General features: G+C 64.4%; 16 protein-coding genes. 3 read left to right on the forward strand and 13 right to left on the reverse strand.

All coding sequences use genetic code 11. From position 1 onward, the window contains the following. Nucleotides 1-19 precede the first annotated feature (19 nt). The 3 genes from ACOZK4_RS13575 to ACOZK4_RS13585 all read right to left on the reverse strand — a co-directional run bounded on the left by ACOZK4_RS13575 (nt 20) and on the right by ACOZK4_RS13585 (nt 2,760). Complete coding sequence (locus tag ACOZK4_RS13575) at nt 20-1,072, reverse strand: ABC transporter substrate-binding protein (RefSeq protein ID WP_421592330.1); 1,053 nt, start codon at nt 1,070-1,072, stop codon at nt 20-22. Between the two features lie 189 nt (nt 1,073-1,261). Beyond that, nucleotides 1,262-2,002: an SDR family NAD(P)-dependent oxidoreductase gene (locus ACOZK4_RS13580; RefSeq protein ID WP_117370355.1), complete on the reverse strand. Its 741-nt coding sequence runs from the start codon at nt 2,000-2,002 to the stop codon at nt 1,262-1,264. 77 nt (nt 2,003-2,079) lie between these two features. Further along, entirely contained in the window at nt 2,080-2,760 is a 681-nt protein-coding gene (locus tag ACOZK4_RS13585; protein WP_117370356.1) for a GntR family transcriptional regulator, read from the reverse strand. A gap of 188 nt (nt 2,761-2,948) precedes the next feature. Here ACOZK4_RS13585 and ACOZK4_RS13590 point away from each other — a divergent pair, with 188 nt between their 5' ends. Both ACOZK4_RS13590 and ACOZK4_RS13595 read left to right on the forward strand, forming a co-directional pair. After that, nucleotides 2,949-3,998 (forward strand): phosphotransferase, encoded by a 1,050-nt coding sequence (locus tag ACOZK4_RS13590; RefSeq protein WP_421592331.1) that lies wholly within the window; start codon nt 2,949-2,951, stop codon nt 3,996-3,998. Nucleotides 3,999-4,000: 2 nt separating this feature from the next. After that, entirely contained in the window at nt 4,001-5,317 is a 1,317-nt protein-coding gene (locus tag ACOZK4_RS13595; protein WP_421592332.1) for an aspartate aminotransferase family protein, read from the forward strand. A 57-nt stretch (nt 5,318-5,374) separates the two neighbouring features. On the opposite strand, the gene ACOZK4_RS13600 is transcribed toward ACOZK4_RS13595, so the two are convergent. The 10 genes from ACOZK4_RS13600 to ACOZK4_RS13645 all read right to left on the reverse strand — a co-directional run bounded on the left by ACOZK4_RS13600 (nt 5,375) and on the right by ACOZK4_RS13645 (nt 17,984). Next, nucleotides 5,375-5,713: a RidA family protein gene (locus tag ACOZK4_RS13600; protein WP_421592333.1), complete on the reverse strand. Its 339-nt coding sequence runs from the start codon at nt 5,711-5,713 to the stop codon at nt 5,375-5,377. Between the two features lie 22 nt (nt 5,714-5,735). Continuing rightward, nucleotides 5,736-7,523 (reverse strand): alanine racemase, encoded by a 1,788-nt coding sequence (locus ACOZK4_RS13605; RefSeq protein WP_421592334.1) that lies wholly within the window; start codon nt 7,521-7,523, stop codon nt 5,736-5,738. A 60-nt stretch (nt 7,524-7,583) separates the two neighbouring features. Further along, nucleotides 7,584-8,831, reverse strand: a complete 1,248-nt coding sequence (locus tag ACOZK4_RS13610; RefSeq protein WP_421592335.1) for a D-amino acid dehydrogenase — start codon at nt 8,829-8,831, stop codon at nt 7,584-7,586. 66 nt (nt 8,832-8,897) lie between these two features. After that, nucleotides 8,898-9,914, reverse strand: a complete 1,017-nt coding sequence (locus ACOZK4_RS13615; protein ID WP_421592336.1) for a C45 family autoproteolytic acyltransferase/hydolase — start codon at nt 9,912-9,914, stop codon at nt 8,898-8,900. Nucleotides 9,915-9,920: 6 nt separating this feature from the next. After that, the gene (locus ACOZK4_RS13620) at nt 9,921-11,471 is read right to left on the reverse strand and encodes a biotin carboxylase (protein ID WP_421592337.1); all 1,551 of its coding nucleotides are present in this window, start codon (nt 11,469-11,471) and stop codon (nt 9,921-9,923) included. Nucleotides 11,472-11,487: 16 nt separating this feature from the next. Next, the gene (locus ACOZK4_RS13625) at nt 11,488-12,930 is read right to left on the reverse strand and encodes an aldehyde dehydrogenase family protein (protein WP_421592338.1); all 1,443 of its coding nucleotides are present in this window, start codon (nt 12,928-12,930) and stop codon (nt 11,488-11,490) included. 13 nt (nt 12,931-12,943) lie between these two features. Continuing rightward, the gene (locus tag ACOZK4_RS13630) at nt 12,944-14,566 is read right to left on the reverse strand and encodes a 5-guanidino-2-oxopentanoate decarboxylase (protein WP_421592339.1); all 1,623 of its coding nucleotides are present in this window, start codon (nt 14,564-14,566) and stop codon (nt 12,944-12,946) included. A gap of 4 nt (nt 14,567-14,570) precedes the next feature. Then, entirely contained in the window at nt 14,571-15,524 is a 954-nt protein-coding gene (gene speB / locus ACOZK4_RS13635; protein ID WP_421592340.1) for an agmatinase, read from the reverse strand. 97 nt (nt 15,525-15,621) lie between these two features. Further along, nucleotides 15,622-16,494, reverse strand: coding sequence for a universal stress protein (locus ACOZK4_RS13640; protein ID WP_421592341.1), 873 nt, complete (start codon nt 16,492-16,494; stop codon nt 15,622-15,624). Then, nucleotides 16,491-17,984 (reverse strand): APC family permease, encoded by a 1,494-nt coding sequence (locus tag ACOZK4_RS13645; protein WP_421592342.1) that lies wholly within the window; start codon nt 17,982-17,984, stop codon nt 16,491-16,493. The genes ACOZK4_RS13640 and ACOZK4_RS13645 overlap by 4 nt, the downstream gene beginning before the upstream one ends. A 278-nt stretch (nt 17,985-18,262) precedes the next feature. Between ACOZK4_RS13645 and ACOZK4_RS13650 the strand changes: the two genes are divergently transcribed. Then, on the forward strand, nt 18,263-18,805 hold the full coding sequence (locus tag ACOZK4_RS13650) for an Lrp/AsnC family transcriptional regulator (protein ID WP_421592343.1): 543 nt from the start codon (nt 18,263-18,265) through the stop codon (nt 18,803-18,805). The last annotated feature ends 56 nt before the right edge of the window (nt 18,806-18,861 follow it).

Here is an 18,861-nt window from a genome sequence, read left to right on the forward strand (position 1 = left end):
CCCTTCACCACGGATGTTCTTACTGGGCGAGCCAGGCGTTGAAGCGGGCCGTCAGCGTTTCCGCATTGTCGATCCAGAAATCGACATTGAGCGGGATCGAGTCCGTCATGTTGGCGGGATCGGTCGGCAGGTCCTTGGCGAATTCCGCCGGCACCTTCGCTGCGGCGTCCTTGTTCGGCAGGCCGTAGGCGACGAATTCCGGCAGCTTGGCCTGGTTTTCCGGCAGGCTGGCGAAGGCGATGAAGTCCTGCGCGGCGTCCTTGTTCTCGGCGTCCTTCAGCACGACCCAGCTGTCCACGGCATAGATGCTGCCGGGGAAGACGACCTTGAAGTGCTTGCCTTCCGAACGGTTGATGCCGGTGATGCGGCCGTTATAGGCCGAGGTCATCGCAACTTCGCCGGATGCCAGGAACTGCAGCGGCTGCGCGCCGGATTCCCACCAGACGATGTTCGGCTTCAGCTCGTCGAGCTTCTTGAAGGCGCGGGCGACGCCCTCTTCCGTGCCGAGCACGTCGTAGATCTCGTCCTTCGAGACGCCATCGGCGAGCAACGCGAATTCCAGCGTGTATTTCGGGCCCTTGCGCAGCGAGCGCTTGCCGGGGAATTTTTCGACATTCCAGAAGTCCGCCCAGGAGGCCGGGCCTTCCTTCAGCTTGTCGCCGTCATAGGCGATCGCGGTGGACCAGACGATGGCGCCGACGCCGCAGTCATTGACGGCGCTGTCGAGGAACTTGTCCTTGCCGCCCATCTTGTCCCAGTCGATCTTCTCGTAGAGACCGTCGGCGCAGCCGAGCGCCAGCTCTTCGGCTTCCACCTGCACGGCATCCCAGTTCGGTGCGCCGGCCTTCACCTTCGACTGGATCACACCGATGCCGCCATCCCAGGCCTCGTCGAGCACCGGCTTGCCGAGCTTTTCGGAAAACGGCTTGAAGTAGATGTTGCGCTGGGCGTCCTGATAGTTGCCGCCCCAGGACACGACGGTCAGGTCGCGTGCGAATACCGGCGCGACGATGCTGGCCGACAGGACGATGGCGGCGGCCGCCAGAACACCCGATTTCAGAATTGTCTTCATGGCACTCCCCTTTTCTTCATTGTGATGGAGCCTTCGCTCCGATGACGATCTCATGCGGACCGCTCACCCCGCCTTTCCGGCATCGGCGGCGGCCTCTCCGGCCGTCGCGCCCTTTCCCCTGGGCGTTCGTCCGATTGATGCATTCCAGTCATGCCTGGTCAACGGGGATTTTTCCCCTTTTGACCCTTGTCAGACGTGCTGCCCTCCGTTGATGTGGATTTCCGCGCCGTTGATGTAGGAGGACGGCTCGGTGCACAGGAAATAGATGGTCTCCGCGACCTCGCGCGGATCGCCCAGCCGTCCCATCGGCACTTCCGCGGCCACCAGTTCATCGGTCCCCGGCGAGAGGATCGAAGTCTCGATTTCGCCTGGCGCGATGGCATTGGCCCGCACGCCGCGTTTGCCGAATTCATGCGCCATTTCGCGCGTCAGCGAGCCGAGCGCCGCCTTGGAGGCCGCATAGGCGACGCCGGCAAAGGGATGGACACGCGTTCCGGCAATCGAGGTGACGTTGACGATCGAGCCTTTGGCCGCCTCGAGCTCCGGCATGAGGGCGCGGGCAATCAGCGCCGTCGAAACGACATTGACGTTGAGTACCTGCGTCCAGACATCCGCGTCCGTGCCCATCACGCCGAGGCGGCTCTTTCCCGGCCCCTTCGGCGAGATGCCGGCATTGTTGACGAGCGCATGCAGCCTGCCGTTCGGCAGACGCTCGCGCACGGTCGCGGCAAGACGGTCGATCTGCGAGAGATCGGCAAGATCGGCCTGGATGTGGCTTTCGCGGGCGGACGGCCAGGCGCATTCTTCGGAAAAGGCCTGGCGGGAAACGGTGAGGATGCGCCAGCCCTTCGACTGGAAGAGCTTGACCGTCGCATGGCCGATGCCGCGGCTCGCTCCCGTCAGCAACATGTAGCGGCGTTCTTCGGTCATGCGGAGGCGTCTCCATTGATGCTTGATACATCGTAATCGGCGGCCCGCGAATTGCAAGCCTCTCATTCAAGACGGTCTCAGGCGCGACGCGCCTGTCGTTCTTCACCCTGCGCGATGCGGTCGAGGATAGGTTTTCCGCCCAGCAGGATGTCATCGACGATGGCCATGGAGGCCGCCGGCGAATCATGACGTTTCAAGGCCTCGACGACGGGATAGTGATGATCGATCATCGCCCGGCCGCCGGCCAGATAGGCGTCAGAAATGTGTGGTCCCATCTGCAACCAGAGCCGCCGCAGGATGGTGGTGAGCACCGGCAGGCCGGCGATCTGCGGCAGCATGAAGTGGAAGGCCTGGTTGAGCTGCGTGCCTTTCAACCGGTCGCCATCGGCAATCGCTTGCTCGTTTTCCCGCAAAATTTGCTCCAGCACCTGCACATCGGCGCTCGTCGCCACCTGTGCGGCCGTCTCGGCGGCGAGCCCTTCGAGGCGCACGCGGATGGCGCGGATTTCGCGGTAACGCGCTTCGCTCAAGCCTGCGATGCGGATGTCGCGCGGCGAGCGGAAGGTGATGGCTTCATCATTGGCAAGACGCAGGATGGCATCGCGGATCGGCGTGACGCTGGTGCCGAACTGCTCGGCGAGATCGCGGATCTTCAACCGGTCGCCCGGCTGGAAACGGCCTTGCATCAGCGCATCGCACAGCGCGGCATAGACCACGCTGTTGAGGTTCTCATATTCCAGTGTCGCGAATTCGGGCATGGAACTGGTCCGCAAAATCGAGTAACAAGATACTTGATGCATCTTTTTTGACGTGTTTCAAGTATGGGCCGCCGCCACAGGCATTCTCGGGGGAAGAAACGCCCGTGGCAATGGCGGCCGGGGCGCTGTCAACAGCGCCGGAAACCGTCTTCGACAAAACCGCGGAAAACCGCCAGAACGGAGCCAGCATGACGGAGCAAGCGCCCGCCGCCCAAAAACCGGACTCGATGTCGGCGACATGGAGCGTGACCGCGATCGAGGACGCCGAGGCCGCCGTCGCCGATGTCTATGGGCTGACCGGCGCGGTGAAACGGCTTTCCAGCGAGCGGGACGAGACCTTTCTCTTCAAGCGCGCCGACGGCACCGATTTCATCCTGAAGATCGCCAACCCGGCCGAAGATCCGGCAGCGCTGGAATTCCAGGACGGCGCCCTGCTGCATCTCGAAACCGTCGCCCCCGCCGTGCCGGTACCGCGACTGGTGCCGACGCTGTCGGGCGAGCCGAGCCGCACGCTTGCCACATCGGATGGCCCGCGCATCATGCGCCTGCTCACCTTCCTCGACGGAGAGCTGCAATATCGCACGGAGGCCTCGGAGGCGCAGAGCCGCAATGTCGGCCGGGCGCTCGCCGAACTCGGCCTCGGCCTCAAGGATTACGACGGCCGCCCACCTGAAGGAAAACTGATGTGGGACATTTCCCACACACTCGATCTGCAAGCTGTCGTCGGCGATGTCGCGGAAGAGCGGCGCACGCAGGTGGAGGCCATACTGGCCGAATTCGAGCGGTCGCTGCCGGCCATCGCAGCCCTCGAGCGCCGCCAGATCATCCACAACGACTTCAACCCGCACAACATCCTGCTCGATCCGGCGGAGCCGACCAAGGTCGTCGGCATCATCGATTTCGGTGACATGGTGCATGCGCCCCTCATCAACGATCTCGCCGTCGGCATCTCCTATCACATGGCGACCGACAACTGGACCGCCCGCACCGGCGCCTTCCTCGACGGTTTTCTTTCGGCACGCCCGCTGCTGGCTCCGGAAGTCGAACTGCTCCCTCTCCTCATGCGCTGCCGTCTCGCGATGTCGATCATCATCGCGGAATGGCGCTCGGCGCGTTTCCCGGAAAACCGGGCCTATATCATGCGCAACCACGCCACCGCCTGGCGCGGCCTGCAGAATATTGCCGATCTCACTCCGGCCGGGCTGAAACGGCTCGCGCCCAACCTGACCGAGGCCTGATCATGTCGATGGTGAATGCGTTTTCGCGCGAGGATTTCGAACGGCTGGGCGACGCCGAACAGGCGCTGATCGCGCGGCGGGAAAAGGTGCTCGGACCAGCCTACCGCCTGTTTTATGAAAAGCCGCTGCATCTGGTGCGCGGCGAAGGTGTCTTCCTCTATGATACCGCGGGCGAAAAATACCTCGACGCCTACAACAACGTCGCCTCGCTCGGCCATTGCCATCCGCGCGTGGTCGAGGCGATCACCAGCCAGACCGCCGTGCTCAACACCCACACCCGCTACCTGCACGAGGGCATCGTCGACTATGCCGAGACGCTGACCGCGACCTTCCCGGCGGCGCTCAGCCAGGCGATGTTCACCTGCACGGGCAGCGAGGCGAACGACCTTGCCGTGCGCATTGCCCGCTACGTCACCGGCGGCACCGGCATCATCTGCACCGATCTCGCCTATCACGGCCTGACGAGCGCGGTCGCCGAATTCTCGCCGTCACTCGGTGAGTCCGTCACGCTCGGCCCGCATGTGCGCACCGTGCCCGCACCGGACAGCTACCGCCATTCGCCAGAAGACATGATGGAGAAATTCGGCCGCGACGTGCGCGCCGCGATCGCCGATCTCCAGCGCCACGGCATCAAGCCGGCCATGCTGATCACCGATACGATCTTCTCCAGCGACGGTATCTTCGCCGGCCCGAAGGGCTTTTTGAAGCCGGCGGTGGATGCCATTCACGCGGCCGGCGGCCTGTTCATCGCCGACGAGGTGCAGCCCGGCTTTGGCCGTACCGGCGAGACCATGTGGGGCTTCGAGCGCCATGGCGTGGCGCCCGACATGGTGACGATCGGCAAGCCGATGGGCAACGGCTATCCGATGGCCGGCATCGTGCTGCGCCCGGAGGTCATCGCCGAATTCGGCCCGCGCGCCCGCTACTTCAACACGTTCGGCGGCAATCCGGTCGCGGCGGCAGCCGGCAAGGCGGTGCTCGACACGATCCGCATCGACGGCCTGCAACAGAATGCGCTTGAGGTCGGCAATTATCTGATGGAGGGGCTGAAGGCGCTTTCCGGGCGCTATCACGCCATCGGTGACGTACGCGGCTCCGGCCTTTTCATCGGTGTCGAGATCGTCGCCGATCCCGCCGTAAAAAGCCCGGACGCCGCTCTGACGACCCGCATCGTCAACGGCCTGCGCGAACGCCGCATCCTCATCAGCGCGTCCGGTCCGCGCGCCAACGTGCTGAAGATCCGCCCGCCGCTCGTCTTCTCGCGCGAGAATGCCGATATGCTGATCGACGCGCTCGGCGATGTGCTGAAGACGCTCTAAACGGAAAGGGCGAGGCCGCGCGTGCAGCCTCGCCCCCCGAAACCCGCTTTAAAAAGCTCAGACGAGCGCGGTGACCTGGATTTCGACCAGCAGTTCCGGCGCGGCAAGGCGTGCCTCGACGGTGGCGCGGACCGGCAGATTGTCCTTGTCGACCCACTGGTCCCAGACCTCGTTCATCTGGCTGAAATGCGCGATGTCGCGCAGCCAGATATTGGCGCTGATCAGCTTGGCCTTGGACGTGCCGGCCTCGGCCAGCAGGCCGTCGATCTGGGCGAGGATGTCGCGGGTCTGGGCGACCGTGTCGGCACCGTCGCCGGTCACGCCGGCCGTGGTGACGACGCCATTGACGACGACGGCTTCGCAGAAACGCTTGCCGGGCTTGATACGCTTGATCATCGGAAATCTCCCATGGTTGTGATCAGAGAATGGTTTTGCCGAAGGCCGACAAAATGAAATTGGCGCATTCCGCGCCGATCGGCGATGGCAGCGCGGCATCAATGCCGGAAATGCTGAGCGAGCGCAACTTGCCGCTGAGCGCCGCCATTTCCATCGCCGAATGGGTCTCGCGCACCGTGATGCCGCCGATGCCGCCGCTCCAGCCGGACATGTCTGTGGCCGTCGGCGAATAGCAGAGGTGGAAACCGCGCGTGCCGGCGGAGGCGATGGCGATAGCCTCGCGCATCGCCTGACGCAGGCCGAGCGCATCGATCTCCGACATCGTAAAGATGCGCATGCGCGATGCCTTCAGCGCCTCCACCTCTTCCGGTGCGGCATTGCGCAGGCCGATGAGCACGATATTTTCAGGCGCGATAAACGGCGGCAGGCGGTCGAGCAGGCGGCGCAGCACCGCGTTTTCCGGCGGCGCTGCATCCGCGTCGCGATCCGGCATCATCGCCGCGTCGGAATCGATCCAGACGAGGCCGAGCGCATCATGTCTTTGGCCGGAGGCCTGTACCTTGGGCAGGATATCGCGCCGACGCGCGCAGATCGAGAGGGCCAGCGCATCGTCCCCCTCTCCCTTCTCGAAACCGAGATGCTCTATGCGCTCGGGGATGTTCTGCACGACGACGAGCGCGCCGCCGATGGCGTCCGTCTCAATTGTATAGGTCCTCGCCTCACCCTTCTCGCACACATCCCGCATCGGTACCTTCTCCACATATTCCGACGTCATCACCGTCAGCAGCGCGCCGTAATTCATCCGGAAGCTGACATTCTCGCCGACGGCCAGGGGCGGATCGGCATCGGTGAGATCGAGCACCAGATGGTCGCTGGAGGCGCCGAGCACGCGCACGCCGCGCTGCGTCGGGATCAGGCCCTCGGCGATGACGTCCTCCCGGCCGATATTGGCGATGCCCCGCAACCGGTCGCCTTCGTCGATGAAGACGGGCGCATTGCCAAAGGCATCGAGGCCGGACAGGCCGATCGGCAGGGAGGGTTTCGTCTTCACCTCCAGAAGCTCGCCGGTCAGCTCGAAGACCTCGCGGTCGAGCGCTTCCCAGGGCTCGGTGAGGAAGGTCTCGCGCCCGCCCTGCAGGATGGCCTCGCCGATGCGCAGATTGTTGACGCCGGCAGGCATGCCGCCGGCCAGAAGCAGCGGCAGCGAGGAGGAATTGCCGCCGGAGACCCAGTCGAGCGGCCGGCCGGTCATGCTCTCCACCTTATAGGCATGGCCGACCAGCTGGGTCAGATTCTCCTGCGTCGGGATAATCGCACCGAAGCAGGTGAGGTTCGTGCCGACGCCGGCAATGCGCACGCCCGGCAGTTCCATCACGGCCTCGACGGTCGGCACGAGGTCGTTCGGCCAGATGCCTTCGCGCAGGTCGCCGAGGTCGATCATCAGGATGACGTCATGCACCCGCCCGAGCCGCTCGGCGACACGCGAGATCTCGCGCATCAGCTGGAGTTCGGATTGCAGGCTGATATCGACGCTGCGCACCAGCTCCTCGACCCGCGTTAACGGCGGGCTGCGCAGCAGCATGATCGGGCAATCGATGCCGGCGTCGCGCAGGCGGCGGATGTTCTCGAAGCGGGATTCGGCAATGCCCGCGACACCGCCGCGCAGCATCGCGCGCGCCACCTGCGGCATGCCGCAGGTGCCCTTGGTGACGCCGAAGGGCGTGATGCCGGAGGATTTGCACAGATCCACGACGGTGCGGGCATTGTGCTCGATGCGGGCGAGATCGATGGAGATTTGCGGATCGGACATGACAATCCCTATTTTTCGCATTTCCGGACGGAAAACCGGTTCCCACTTTCCTGAAAATGCTCAGTTCCTGTAGAGCAGGCCTGCCGTATCGATCTCCGGCCTGCGGCCGGCAACGAGGTCGGCAACGAGCTTCCCCGAGCCGCAGGCCATGGTCCAGCCGACATGGCCGTGGCCGGTGTCGAGGAACAGGTTTTCGTAGCGTGCGCGGCCATGCACCGGCACGGAGCCCGGCATCATCGGGCGCAGGCCCGACCAGAGCACCACCTTCGTTTCGTCGATGGCGCCGGGAAAGAGATCGTGCGCCGTCTTGAACATGCTGGTGAAATCGGCGGGCTTGAACGTGCGGTCGTATCCGGCGAATTCGGCGGTGGAGGCAAGGCGCAGACGGTTGCCGAGGCGGGAATAGGCGATCAGCCGGTCCTCGTCGACGCCGCCCATGGTCGGCCCCTTGTCCTCGTCGATCGGCAAGGTCGCCGTATAGCCTTTTACGGGATAGACCGGCACATCGATGCCGATCTTGCGGGCAAGCAACGAACTTTCCGGGCCAAGCGACAGCACGACGGCATCGCAGGCGACCGGCCCCTTGTCGGTCAGCACCGCCTTGACGCGATTGCCCTGAACATCGAGGCCGGTGACGACGGTCCCGAAGCGGAACGCGACGCCGTGGCGCACGCGCGCCTGCTCGGCAAGGCTTCGGGTGAAGAGCGAGGAATCGCCCGTCTGGTCCATCGAGGAATAGACGCCACCGGCCAGCTGGTGCTTCACCGCGGCCAGACCCGGCTCCAGCGCCACCAGCCGCTCGCGATCCACCACCTCGATGGCGAGCCCCCGGTCGGCGATGTACTGCATGTGTTTGACGCCGGCATCCATGCTCTGCTGCGAGCGATAGAAATAGAGGATGCCCCGGCGCCGGTCGTCATAGGAGATGCCGGTCTCCTCCTGGATCGCGTTGATGCACTGGCGCGCATAGAAGGCGAGCCGCAGCTTGACCTCGGTATTGGCATGGGCACGCGATTGCGTGCATTGCATGAGGAAGCGCAGGCACCATGAGAGAAACTGCGGATCGAGGCTGAAACGCACCTTGATGCCGAGATCGGAGCGGAACAGCGACTTCATGAAGGTGGTGAGCGCCGCCGGCGAGGCCCAGGCGGTGGAATCGCCCGGCGAGACGAGGCCGGCATTGCTCTGGCTGGTGCCGCGCGCCGCGCCCTCGTGGCGCTCCAGCACGGTCACGTCATGCCCGTCCTTCGACAGATACCACGCCACCGCCGTGCCGACGACGCCGGCGCCGAGAACAACTACTTTCATGACACTCCCCCTCACCCTGACGCAGTTCCGCTTCGTCGCTTGCGGAATGACGCCAGCCTTTTGTTTTTAACTGCTGACCGCACCCTGCTTGAAGGTCGGTGCGAAGCCGCCGGAATCGCCGTCGTTGAAGCGGATGTAGCGCACCTCCTCCTCGAAAGTGTCGCAGGATTGCCGCCAGGTCGACCCCGGCCAGACCAGCTCCACCGAGGCATCGAGCGGCCGGTAGAGCGCCGTGTAAAGCGTGCCATAGCCGCGCCCGTAGGAGGTCTGATAGACCGGCGGACGCAGGAAGCTGGACAACACCTTCTCGACATCGGCCGAACCGGCCAGCGATTTCTCCAGCGCCGCCTCACGCTCCACCGATTTGGTGGTCTCTGCGTGGCGGGCCCATTCGACGCTGTGCTGGTGATTGGTGCTAACGCGCCGCTCCACCACCTCGGCCGGCCGGTCCGGATTGACATAGACCGTCGCATGATGGCCCGACCGGTCGATGATGGCGATCGAATAGGCCATATGGACGGGAATGCGCTGGAGCATCGCGACGGCCTCGGCCGTATTGCTGGCGAACTCCAGCACGTAGCGCAGCACGACGGGGATGCCGAACCCCTGCCCCGCGGCGGTACGTCCGCCGAAGGAGAGCGAGACCGACAGCCCGTCCTCATTGATGCCGTCGAGCACGCCCCATAGGCAATCGACCACCGCCACCACCCGCTTGTTGTAGCGGGAGGCGAGCCAGGTGCCTTCCAGCAGGCGCGGGCTGTAGTCGTAGTTGCGGATGAGCGCCGGTTCCGCCCCCGTGACGATCGCCTGCGAGCAGCCCCCGACATAGAAGGGCGGGCACCACATGGAGAGGAAACGGGCTTCGAGATCCCCGCCGCCGGCCGCCTCGACGATCGCCTCGTAGATCGGCACCAGCTCCGGCATATGCGTGCGCAGCGCCTTGAGGCTCATGAAATAGGTCGGGCGCGAGCGGACCCCGTCGCGCACGAACCAGCGGCTATAGGCATGCCAGTGACGATCGAACACCCGGCGCCATTTGGGGCCGGGCCGGTCTTCGTCGATGGCTTCGAACTGGAGGTCCATGGCGTCCTACAGGATCTTGAACGAACCGGCTTCCGGCGCGTCGTCGCGCTGGATTTCGGTGAGGGGCTTGCTGGCATATAGGCGCTTGATGCCCTTGATCCAGTTGCTGGCGCGCTCGTTCAGCTCGAATTCGTCGTCCATCACCCGCCCGCGCGTGATCAGGATGCCGAGATCGGCCCCCTCGTAGCGGTAATCGCCGGGACCGGTGATGCGCAGGAAGAAGGCCTCCTGCTCGCTCTCGATCGCCTGGCGGTGATAGTCGAAGCGGTCATAAGAAACGCTGCCATCGGACGCCATGCGGTAGATGCCCGACGAAGGCGCATGGGTGACGATGTCGACCAGGTCTTCCGTCGACTTGATGACCACCTGCGACCAGGAATCGATGAACTCTTTTCGCGCCCACCGATTGTTGAGTTCTTCGACGTCGATCTTGTAGTCGATGCCGGAGAATTCCATGAGGTGGAACAGGAACAGCGGCGCATCGGCATAGGCGAAGGCGGCGTGGTTGGTCATCGAGCTTGCGCCGCAGATGCGCGGATTGAGCTCGCCGAGATAGACCTCGTTGTCCTCGACATCGATCAGGAAATCGAGGTCGAAGTAACCGCGATAGCCCTCTTCGCGCAGCTGGTTGCCGAAGCGATAGGCCATGTCGCGCGCCTTGGCGCGGATCTTTTCGGAGAAGGCGCCCGGAAAGATCTCGTTGCCGCACCAGCCACCCTTGTAGGGCGTCAGCGCCGGCTGGCCGACGACTTCGGTGAGCAGCGGGCCGACCAGCGTGCCGGAGCCGGTCGTGCAGGCCTCCATGGTCGCGCCGCGGCACTTGATGCGCTTCATGATCTTGACTTCGTCTTCCGCGGAAATCTCCGCGGCATGACGGTTGTAGTCCTCTTCGCTGGCGATGAAGAAGGTCGTGTGGCCGCTGTCGCCGAAGGCGGTCTGCACGACGAGGTCGTTGCCGATGCCGGCCTTTTTCGCCGAGGACAGCAGTTCCTCATAGGTGCGGGCCGGCGCCAGCGTGTTCGGCACGGAGGGCACGCCCGCCTTGTTGCCGATGCGCACGGTCTCCATCTTGTTGTCGCAGCGCTGGCGCAGCTTCGCCTTGGGGAACCAGACCTCGATGCCGAGCTCCTTGCAGATTTCCTCGGTCGTCTCGTCGAACATCAGGAAGGTCGCGACCGCGCGGCCGCCGCGCTTCGTGATGTAGTCGATCACTTCCTTGTGCTGCAGAAGGTAATTGTTGATGTCCTCGATGCTCTCGAATTCGGCATGCGGGATTTCGGAGGGGACGAAGACGTTGGGATGGCGGCCGTCGAAGCAGTCGATATAGCTGACGAACTTGAAGTTCCGCACCCATTCGTCGATGCCGATCAGGTTGAAATTCGTCGCGGAGATGAAATAGATCGGGCGCTCGTTGCGATGCATGACGACGCGCAGGTCGGCCACGTTGCGGATGGTTTCCATGATGTACCCCTCAGATGACGTCGAATGTTTCTGGCGTTTGTCGCGCTTCTTTTCTTTTTTCTTGTCTTTCTTCCGCTCTTTCTTCTTTTTCGACATGCCCCCCGGTCCGTCGTTAGCGTTTCAGGCGTGATGTGACGTGTTTGACTTCCAGATAGGACGACATGCCCCAGGGCCCGAGTTCGCGGCCGATGCCGCTCGCCTTGAAGCCGCCCCACGAGGTCTGGACGAAAATCGCCTGCGGGCTGTTGATCCAGACATGGCCGGCCTCGATGGCGTCGGCCACGCGGTTCGCCTGCGTCTCGTCGCCGCTGACAACGGTGGCGACGAGGCCGAAATCGCAATCGTTGGCAAGTGCCACGGCCTCGTCTTCCGTCTCGAAGGTGCGGATGCAGAGCACCGGCCCGAAAATCTCCTCGCGCCAGAGGGCGCTGGTCGTGGGCACGTGGGTAAAGATGGTCGGTTCAATGAACCAACCCTCAAGACCGGCCGGCTTGCCGCCGCCGGTGATCAGGCTCAGGCCTTCGGCCTTGCCGCGTTCGATATAGGCGAGCACCTTGTCATGCTGTGCCTTCATGGTGATCGGGCCGATCGCAGTCCCCTCATCCAAGGGATCACCGGGCGTCAAGGCCCGGCTTCCGGCGATTATGGCGTCTATTAGCTTTGACGCAATTGATTTTTCCACCAGAAGGCGAGACGTCGCCGAACACATCTGGCCGGCATTGAAGAAGATGCCGCCGAGCACGCATTCGAGAGCCTCGTCGAAATCCGCGCTGGCGAAGACGACGATGGGCGACTTGCCGCCGAGTTCCAGGCTGACCGATTTGACACCCGGAGCGCCCGCCGCCATGACGCGTGCGCCGACCGCATTCGAGCCGGTGAAGGAGACCTTCGCCACGTCGGGATGCGTCGTCATCGGCGCACCGACCCGCTCGCCGGTGCCGGTGACGATGTTGAGCACGCCGGGCGGCAGGCCGATCTCCTCCGCGATGGCGCCGAGCTCCAGTTCGACGACGGGAGTGATTTCGGACGGTTTCAGCACCACCGTACAGCCGGCGGCCAGCGCCGGCGCGACTTTCCACGATGTCGTCACCAGCGGGAAATTCCAGGGCACGATGAGGCTTGCGACACCCGCGGGCTCCATACGCAGCCGGGCGTGAAAACCGTCGTCGGGCAGCGCCACATCGGCATCCTGCCGATCCTGCAAGGCGATGGCCTGCTCGGCATAATAGGCGAAGGACGCAGCCGCATCGGCCATGTCGATGCGCGCTTCTGAAATCGGCTTGCCATTGTTGCGCGAGGAGAGCCGCGCCAGCTCTTCGGCACGCGCCTGCAATCGTGTTGCGATTGCCCCGAGATAGTGCGCCCGTGCCCCGCCGCCGGCATCGCGCCAGCCGGGGAACGCGGCCTTGGCGGCGGCCACGGCCTTTTGCACATCCGCCGGCCCGCCGGCGGAGACCTCGTGATAGGCGACGCCCCGATAGGGATCGAAGACCGGAATGCGGCCCGGCTCGACCGGATCCTGCCAGCGGCCATCGATGAAGAGCTGATGCCGCATGGTCGTTCTCCCCTCAGGCCGTCAAGGCATCGGCGAGCGCCGAGCCCGCTTTGATCTCGATGACGGTGGGCACCTTGCGGGTGGCCGATGCGGTCAGCTCAGCCTCAAGCGCTGCAATCGAGACCGGGCGTGACGCCTCGCAGCCGAGCGCCTTGGCAAGCCCCACGAAATCCGGCGTGAAGATATCGACGCCGATCTGCGGGATGTCGCGCTCCGCCATGAACGCCTTGATCTCGCCGTAGCTCGTGTTGTTCCAGATCACCACCGCCGTCGCGATGCCCGCCTCCACCGCACTCGCCAGCTCCTGCACGGAAAACTGAAGGCCACCGTCGCCGATCAGGCAGACGGAGGGACGGTCGGGCGCGCCGAGCTTGGCGCCGAAGGCCGCCGGCAGGCCATAGCCCAGCGTGCCGTAGCCGGTCGACGAGTTGAAGAAGGAGCGCACCTGTGGCGCCTGGTAGAACTGGTTGACCGCATAGACCGGTTCGGTCTGGTCACCGGCCACGGTGGCGTTCGGCAAGGTCTTGCTGATGATTTCAATCAGACGGCCATGCGTGCGGCAGGCGGGCCAGAGACCGGCAGCGACCGTCTCGCAGACCGCTTTGGCGCGCGAGGCACCGTCTCCAGCCTTTCGCGCTTCGCCTAGGGCGGCATTGAGAGCCTTGGCAGCCAATCTCGCATCCGCGGCGATCGGCACGTCGGCGCGCAGCCCCGTGACGATCTGCGCCGGATCGATGTCGATGCGGATCAACGGACCGCCGAAGGCCAGCGGCTTCGGCTCGGGATACATCTCCGTCTCGCCGAACTCCGTGCCGATGGCGAGGATGGCGTCGCTGGCTTCGAGTTCCGCCAGCAGCGGATCCATGCTGAGATTGCCCGTCAGCGTCAGCGCATGGCCGGGTTTCAGGATACCGCGGCCGTTGATCGTCATGAAGACGGGAGCATCAAGCTTTTCGGCGATGGCCGTGATCTCGGCGGCCGCATCGGCGCCGCCGCCGCCGGCGACGATCATCGGACGCTTGGCCCCCTTGAGGATCGCGGCAGCCTTGTCGATCGCTGCTGGATCGGCGGCGGCACGGCCGGGTAGCGGCCAGGCCTCGGCCGAAAGATGCTCGGCCTCCGCGACGATGACGTCGAGCGGGATTTCGATATGGACGGGACGCGGGCGGGCGGAATTGAACACGGTGAAGGCTCTTGCCATCACCTCGGGCAGCTGGGCGGGATCGAGCAGCGTGTGGCTGAAGGCGGCAACGCCTGAGACCAAGTTGCGCTGCGAGGGCAATTCGTGCAGCCGGCCCTGGCCCATGGCCAGCTGGTCGCGGGAATTCACCGCCGAGATGACCAGCATCGGCACGGAATCGGCATAGGCCTGGCCCATGGCGGTGGCGATGTTGGTCATGCCCGGACCGGTGACGATGAAGCAGACACCCGGCTTGCCGGTCACACGCGCATAGCCGTCGGCCATGAAGCCCGCGCCCTGCTCGTGGCGCGGCGTGATGTGGCGGATCTTCGTGGCCGGCAGGCCGCGATAGAGTTCGACCGTATGCACGCCGGGAATGCCGAAGATCAGCTCCACGCCGTAGGATTCCAGGAGACGGACGAGATATTCGCCTGTGGTGAGCCGGGTGTCTGTCATATTGTTATCGCCTCTCAACGCCCGGGAGGACGCAAAGCATTTCAAAGAGAAGGTTCGCCGCAGTGATCGCCGTGTTGCCGGAGGGATCGTAGGGCGGAGAGACCTCGACGAGGTCGCAGCCGACAAGGTTCAGGCCCCAGCAGCCGCGGATGATTTCCAGCGCCTGGATGGTGTTGAGGCCGGCGATCTCCGGCGTGCCGGTGCCCGGTGCGATCGACGGATCCAAACTGTCAATGTCGAAGGAGAGGTAGACCGGACGATCGCCCATCTGCGCGCGGACTTCCTCCATCAGCGGCGTTAGCGACTTGTGCCAGCACTCCTCCACCTGCACGACGCGGAAACCCTGCTCGCGCGACCAGTCGAAATCGTCGGCGGCATAACCCGTGCCGCGCACGCCGATCTGGATGCAGCGCTTGGTATCGAGCACGCCGGCCTCGACGGCACGGCGGAACGGCGTGCCATGGGCGATCGGCTCGCCGAACATGTGCTCGTTGATATCCGAATGGGCATCGACATGGATCAGGCCGACAGGACCGTATTTCTCCGCCATGGCCCGCAGGATCGGATAGGAAAGCGTATGGTCGCCGCCGAGCGTCAGCGGGATGCAGCCGTCCTTGATGATGTCGCGATAGGCATCGGTGATGATGTCGATGCATTTCGGCAGGTTGAACGTGTCGATGGCCACGTCGCCGATATCGGCAACCTGCAGGCTTTCGAAGGGGGCGGCCCGCGAGGCCATGTTGTAGGGGCGGATCATGCAGCTTTCGGTGCGGATCTGCCGCGGTCCGAAGCGCGTGCCCGGCCGGTTCGACGTGCCGATGTCCATGGGAATGCCGACGAAGCAGGCATCGAGCCCTTCGGCGGTCGGCTGCGTCGGCAGGCGCATCATGGTGGCGGGGCCGCCGAAGCGGGGCATTTCATTGCCGCCGAGCGGCTGGTTGAACGTCTTTGTCGTCATTTATCTTCCTCCGGCGGGGCGCTGTTTCACGTCTTTTGCCCCATCCTAAATGGCACTCTACGAGAGTTGTCCGAGCGGCTGAAATCCCCCTTTGGGATTATTCTTCGCCGCGCGGCAGGATGAGGCAGGGCACCGGCGAATTGTGCACGATCTTGCGGGCATTGGAGCCGAGGAAGACGCGCAGCAGCGGCCCGAGCTTGCTGGAACCGAGCACGAGCACCTCACCATCCTGCCAATCGAGCGACTCGAAAGCTGCCTTCAAGGTCGGCCCGTCGGCGATCTCGGCGGACAGCCCGTCCTCACCGGCCAGAAGTGTCGCCTGCGCATCGCGCGCCTGCTCGCGCAGCACGTTGGAGACGAACTGTTCGGCGTCGTAGCCGGCGCCCGTCGGATACATCTGCTTGTCGCGCACCACGAAGGTGACGAGGCGCAGCGGCACCGAATAGTCCCGGGCGAGCGCGGCGGCGCGGGCCACGATCTCGGGCGCGGACGACGAGCCCGAATAGGCGGCGCTGAGCCGGCGGATGCGGGTCTCAGGCCCGGCCGAATAGCCGTGCGGCGCCACCATGACCGGCAGATGCGCCGAACGCAGCAGTTCCGTCGTCACGCCGCCCTCGCCGAAGCGGCCGAGTGGTGCTTCGCGCGCCGAGCCGAGCACGAGGCAATCGGCACCAAGGTCGGACGCCGCCTTGATCAGGCCCTCGCGGGCGGAGGAGGCGGAGATCGCGAGGAACTCCGCCGTCACGTCGGCAGGCAGCGAGGCCTTCGCCTCGGCCTGCACGCCGGCGGTGTGGCGGGCCAGGAAGCTGCCATATTCGCCGTCGACACGCGCCGGCGAAGGATGCCCCCAGGTATCGGGCGTCACCGTGCAGGCGACGAGCGCGGCATTGCACGACCGGGCCAGCACCGCGCCGAGCGCGAGCGCCTCCTGCCCGCCCTGGTCGGCGGAAAGTCCGACGAGGATCTTCATTCTGCTGCCTCGCCGAGGCCTTCGGGCTTTTCAAGCCGCGAGTTGCGGGCCGAGTAGCCGAAATAGACGACGGCGGCGATGGCGACCCAGACGCCGGTGATCGCATAGACCATCCAGGAGAGTTTGAAGATCAGATAGACGCAGGCGACGATCGAGAGCACCGGCAGGACCGGACCGAAGGGCACACGATAGCCGCGCGGCATGTCGGGCTGCGTAAAGCGCAGGATCAGGACGCCGGCCGAAACCACGGTGAAGGCGGTCAGCGTGCCCATGCTCGTCAGGTCCCAGAGCAGGCCCGAGGGCACGAAGGCGGCGATCAGCGACACGAAGATCGCGACGATGATCGTGCAGGCGACCGGCGTCATGCTGCGCGGATCGACCTTGTGGAAGATCGAGGGCAAAAGGCCGTCACGGGAGACCGCAAAGAGGATGCGCGACTGGCCGTAGAGCACGATCAGCGTCACCGAGAAGATCGAAATGACGGCGCCGGCGGCAAGCAGGTTGGCCGGCCAGGCGGAACCGGTGATGTTCTGCAGGATGGTGGCAAGTCCTGCCTCCTGCCCGTCGAAGGCGCTGGCCGGCTGCACGCCGAGGGCCGCGAGCGCCACCAGTACGTAGAAGCCGGTGACGATGACCAGTGCGGAGATGATGGCGAGCGGCAGGTTGCGCCGCGGATTGATCACCTCCTCGCCCGCCGTCGAGACGGCATCGAGACCGACGAAGGTGAAGAAGATCGAGGCCGCAGCCGCCTGCACGCCATTGAAGCCGCTCTCGTTGAAGAAGGGCGTGAAGTTGGCGCTTTTGAAGGCGCTGCCGGCGATCGCGATGAAAAGCGTGAGCACGGCAAGCTTGATCATCACCATGATGGCATTGGCGCGCGCCGATTCCTTTGCACCGCGCAGAAGCAGGATGCAGCAGAGCGCAACGAGGACGACGGCCGGCAGGTTGATGAGGCCGGAGCCCTCCTGGAAGAAGGCCATGGCGAACGGATTGCCGCCGTCGACCATGCTGATCGGCCCTTTGGTCATCCAGCCCGGCAGGATGATGCCGGTGAGGTTGAAGAGCAGCTTTTCGACATATTCGGCCCAGCCGACCGCGACGGCCGCAGCCGAAATACCGTATTCCAGCACCAGGCAGGCAGCGACGAAGAAGGCGATGCCTTCGCCGAGCGTTGCGTAAGCGTAAGAGTAGGACGAGCCGGAGACCGGGATCATCGAACTCATCTCGGCATAGCAGAGGGCCGAAAGGCCGGCCGCCACCGCTGCGATGATGAAGGAGATAACGACGGCCGGTCCGGCGACCGGCACCTGCTCGCTCAGAACGAAAAAGATACCCGTGCCGATCGTCGCCCCGACGCCGAACATGATCAGCTGGAACAAAGTGATCGAGCGCCCGAGATGGCCGTGCCCGTCGCCCGCGTCCGACGTGTCGGCCACGAGCCGGTCGACCGGCTTCTTGCGCATGATCTGCTCGATGATAGATGACGCCATCGTTCCCCCTCCGATGTCTCCTCACGTTCCAAAACTGTAGCGCCGGGCGCGGCAAAGGTGCTGCCGTATTTCGGTCTTTTTCCGGCACTTGCTGCTGCGGGCCCTGTCCTCAGCAACAGTTTTTGTCGGAGGCGCCCAAGGGGTCGCTTGAGGAGGAAATCCTGGCCGGAGGGTCAGCTTGACAGGGTCCGGCCAACAGTATCCTTATGGCTTCGGGCCGTAGGGCCACCCTCATCGGGAGGGCTCATGGCACGGTCCATGCAGCAGGGGGCGAATGAATGAAAGATGAAGACGGGTCGATCCGGCTCGATCAGATCGATTTGCGCATTCTGGCACGTCTTCAGGCCAATGCGCGCGTGACGAACCAGGAACTGGCCGATGATGTGGGGCTCTCGCCGAGCCCTTGCCTGCAGCGCGTCAAGCGCCTCGAAAAGGCCGGCATCATCAACAGCTACCATGCCAGCATCGACCTTGCGAAAGTCTGCCGCCATGTCGACGTCATCGCCGCGGTGACGCTGAACAGCCATGGGCTGGAGGATTTCCAGATCTTCGAAAAAATGGTCGAGGAGATGCGCTTCGTTGTGGAATGCACCAAAGTCTCAGGACCGATCGACTATCTCGTGCGCTTCGTCTGCCCCGACATTTCCTCCTACCAGATGCTGTCGGACGAGCTTCTGAAGCTCGGCCCCAAGATCGGCAATCTTTCGAGCTACATCGTGCTGAAATCGAGCAAACCCTATCGGGGCGTGGCCTTTGACGAATTGGTAGCGACCGCACCGCGTGCCGTACCCTCGAAACCCGCCTCCCGCACGGCCAAATAAGTCATCTGAGATTTGGAAATCATGTCAGGCTCCTATTCCGAAGCAACCGCGCTGCC

The sequence above is a fragment of the Shinella sp. M27 genome, assembly GCF_049199905.1.
In the GTDB taxonomy this organism is placed as follows: Bacteria; Pseudomonadota; Alphaproteobacteria; order Rhizobiales; family Rhizobiaceae; genus Shinella.